The organism is Bartonella sp. CM86QHHN (genome assembly GCF_042194695.1).
Lineage (GTDB): Bacteria > Pseudomonadota > Alphaproteobacteria > Rhizobiales > Rhizobiaceae > Bartonella.
The window spans coordinates 1-3,852 of sequence record NZ_JBHIND010000071.1 but is presented as its reverse complement, the minus strand read 5'-3'; the positions used below and the strand labels follow the sequence as shown (position 1 = coordinate 3,852).

General features: G+C 39.6%; 3 protein-coding genes and 1 pseudogene. All 4 read right to left on the bottom strand.

Annotation, left to right across the window (positions count from 1 at the left end):
- A partial coding sequence (locus ACFIKX_RS07935; RefSeq protein WP_375627703.1) for a transglycosylase SLT domain-containing protein occupies positions 1-120 on the bottom strand: 120 nt, incomplete at its 3' end.
- Entirely contained in the window at positions 120-2,255 is a 2,136-nt protein-coding gene (locus ACFIKX_RS07930) for a glycine zipper family protein (RefSeq protein ID WP_375626993.1), read from the bottom strand. The genes ACFIKX_RS07935 and ACFIKX_RS07930, both read right to left, overlap by 1 nt.
- Positions 2,256-2,261: 6 nt before the next feature.
- A complete protein-coding gene (locus ACFIKX_RS07925; RefSeq protein ID WP_375627702.1) occupies positions 2,262-3,599 on the bottom strand; it encodes a hypothetical protein in 1,338 nt (445 codons plus the stop codon).
- 42 nt (positions 3,600-3,641) lie between these two features.
- A pseudogene (locus ACFIKX_RS07920) lies at positions 3,642-3,852 on the bottom strand (hypothetical protein); the annotation flags it as partial.

The window sequence follows — 3,852 nt, the reverse complement described above, 5'->3', positions numbered from 1 at the left end:
TGCATTCGGATTGCCTCCACTTTCCACTTGCGCAACACGGTACAAATAACTCTCTGGCAAACCATAACGCGCTGCCGTTTGCCGTATCGCTTGATTAACAGAAGGACTAGAACGGGTCATTAACCCTTACTCCTTAAAAATCTTCCCGCTTCTCCTAACGCTGCCGAAGAAATGAAATGCCAAAAATGGTCACTACCAATTCCTGCTTTATGTAATCGTATAAATCTTTGTAACATTTGAGCAACTTCCTTCTGGTTCATACCTTTAACGCCAAAAGTTGCTAATTTCGCTATATCACGTTCAAGTATTTGCCTTTCTTTTTGTGGCAATTTTCTAATCGTATCAGATAAAATATTTTGTATAATTTTTGCCCCTGCATGTGCTGCACTAGTTTTTCCATACGGTATATTAACACCTGTTAAATAATTATGTTCAGGCGTTCCTTGAAACGGTTTCAGTGCTCTTTTCGCCGCATCTTCATAGAACCTTTCACCCTCTACAGCTTTTCTAAACGCATGAATGTTTTTAGAGCTTAAAGATCTGCTTAGATTATCTGACATGCTACCCGTTTGTAAAATATTTGAAAGGCTATTAATAGGACGCGAACCTTTTAATAGATCATCAATATAGTCTCTCATCCCTACATGATAAGTATTGAGACCACTAGGCATTGCTCCTTTACGAAGACCTTCTGCAATCCCCTCTCCCGATACGTCCCTCTGTGCAATGTTTTTGCCTTGTTTTATCGCTTCTTCAAAACCTTCATATTTGGCTACACTAGCCCGTGCTGCTTTATAAGTAGGAGAAATTTGGTCCGCTATCTCTACTAAGTCTTTTTTAAGCGATTTATATACATGAGCCATTTGGTTATCACCAAAATTATGATACTTCTTGCTAAGGTAATCGAGAGACTTCTTCGTTTGATCTAATAACTCCATCGTAGGCTTGTAATTAATGTGCCTAAATTCTCTCGAATAAAACATCTCTGGTTTTGCAAGGCGACGGTCCTTTGTTAAGACTTTAACGGCTCGCTCGACTGCTTCTTGAAATGCTTCATGTGCAAAAAGATCATTAAGAGCTGCATAATGCTCTTTTCCTACTGGAGTACGATACACCTGTGCATAAATAGGTTGATATTCTTTTTCTCCTTGCTCTTGAAGTACCCTTTTTAAAACTTTCGTATCTTGAAGAGGTGTAATGTTTTCATCTGCCGACTGACCAATACGGTGAATAGCATTCTGCACTCGTTCCCCATGTGCTCCTTTCAAAAGTTCAGAAACACGCGCATTTGTTTTCCCCATATTCGCAAGGGATACTTCTAAATTTGGACTGATATCTGTCAAAAATGCATGGCGTGGCGCAGAGCCAAGACGCTCTGCAACATTCTCAACACCATCATCATATAATGTTTTTGCAACTTCCCTAACCGCTTTGGTTTGAACTTCCTTATGAGCAGGATTAAAACGCCCTCCTTTCATAAAGGGAATATAGGGAACATGTTGCAATCCCCTTGCCATTTTTTTTGTACCCCAAGAAGCAACTGTACCGGCAAGAGAACCAATAGGACCAGCTACTGTTCCAATACCACCACCAAACCCTGCCGATATAAGACGACCAGAAAGACCCTCTCCTGCTCCAGAGCCATGTAAAGCTCCTGAACCTGCCCCGAACATCATCGCCTTACCAATATTTCCAAGTGTTGACATATGCTTTGCAAGAGCCAAAGCCCTTAATGGAGGCACAAAAAGTGAGAGTCCTGTCGGTACAAGTGAACCAGCAGCATAAGCAATAGAAGACCAAATAGGATATTTCTCTTGCAAGGCTTTTTGGTAAGCGCGCTCCTTAGCTACCCGTCTATTATATATCTCCTCTGCTTTCTTATCACCACGCCAATAATCTATAAAACCCGCTTCATTGGCTGCTTTCATCTCGTCAAAATAATCTGCCGTCGCACCAGACGCGCTATTCCTCATAACAGCATCCAACACCGTAAGATCTTTATCATCAAATGAGAAATCATCTGTTGTAGTTGATTGATTAGATAGCTTCGCAATCTCAGCGGGATCTTCAACTACGCGGAAACGTGTTCCGTTCTTAGCGTATACATATCGAGGAGAAGATGAAGAAGAACTGTTAGCATTTGATCTTATAATCTTTTCAATCTCAGCAGAATCTTCAACTACACGAAAACGTGTCCCATTCTTAGCATATACATATTGAGAATTAATCGCACCAGAAGTCTTATAAGGGGCCATTAATATTTACTCCTTAACCAGAAATTCACCACTGGAACTATCCACAAAATAAAGTACGTTATCCTTAATAGATGCCTCTTCTAAACTCATCTTTGGTATATTTTCACTACCTCCTTGTGACACCAACCCATTAGTAAAAGATTGAGAAGGGTCTTTTTTACGCTCTTTTACTTCCAATCCATGTGATAACCTATAAATTTCTTCATCATTAAATTCTTGAAAATGTGCAAGCATCTTCTTAATATTTAAAAGTCTTGTATGTAATACTTCAGGCTTGTCACTAATATCTAAAGTACCATAAGATGATACTAACCACTTGCTTTCGTTCTCAGATAATGGACCAACACCTACGGTTCCATTCTTACTTTGTTTTTTGATTGATGCAATCACTCGCTTAAAGACACCGCCTTGAATCTGAGTAAATAGATATTTTAATGTTTTGGCATCAGATCCTGGGAAAATTTGAGTAACCGTACCACCTTTACCAGCAACCCAATCTGGATTACTCTCTATAAGTTTAATGGCATGATTAACCGCACCCATAGTATTATCAATTTCTAATGCAACTTCTTTCACATACTCTCTCTTATTTGTTTCCCACTCTTCTATGTCTCGTTTTTTCTGATTATACTCCAATTCCTGTAGAGATCCTTTAATCGGTCTCGCTTCACGTTCACCTGTCTCCGGATTGATATACCATTGATGCCCCAGAGGTAACTTAGGAGTATCACCACCTGTTAACAATGCACTAAGCATTTGAGGATTCCTTGCCATGACAGCAGCTTCTTCTTCGCTGTAGCCTTTGGACTTTAGATACTCGACAGTCTGGTTAACCTGCCCTCTTTGTTTATCTCCTTCATGCAAGTTCTTCAGCCCCTTGGCAAAAAGTTGCCATCCAGACGAATCTGGACTTGCTGTTATCGCCCCCATAAGAAAATCATCAATATTTTTACTAACATCAGACTGTGAAAAACGAGAAAGTTTATCCCAAAAACTAGGTTCTGGTTTAGAATTCTGTTCTTGTGGTGTCACTGGTTCTGTTACAACAGATGCATGATTTCCTACACTAGGTGGAATTTTTTCTCTTGGAATTGGAAACGAAGGTTTATTTTCCTCATTAGGATAAATAGAGCCTATCGGAACTAGAGAACCGTGATACACATCATATGGATTATTCATAGAAATCATACTAGGGAGAACTGGTACTTGAGGAATAAATGGTAATTTTCTATCTTTATCCAGTCTTTGACTTTCATCTATTCCTTCCTGCAATCGCTCTGTTGTCGTTTTTTTTCGTTTGAGTTCGAAATGTTTATATCTCGGGTCAAAATCTATAAAAACCATTACTTTCCCTTTAACTATTTATTTTTTCTAAGATTATTCAAACTAAACGGCAGCATTTGCTGCCTTTTCCGCAGCCTTCTTTAATCCAAAAAGCACCATCATAGCATTCTGCCAAGGGTCGTTACCATGCATCTTAGATTCTGACACATTATTCGTCGTCGTGCCGTAATTCCTTGCAAAGCCATGACCGGCGTTCATAAGCATATTCAACCTATTCCAGCCGCTATTGTCTTGTTCCAGCCAACGTTCTCTA

Bases quoted from the DNA above. Each gene is read 5' to 3' on its own strand.
- ACFIKX_RS07925 (WP_375627702.1), bottom strand. From the start codon at position 3,599: ATGGTTTTTATAGATTTTGACCCGAGATATAAACATTTCGAACTCAAA.
- ACFIKX_RS07930 (WP_375626993.1), bottom strand. From the start codon at position 2,255: ATGGCCCCTTATAAGACTTCTGGTGCGATTAATTCTCAATATGTATAT.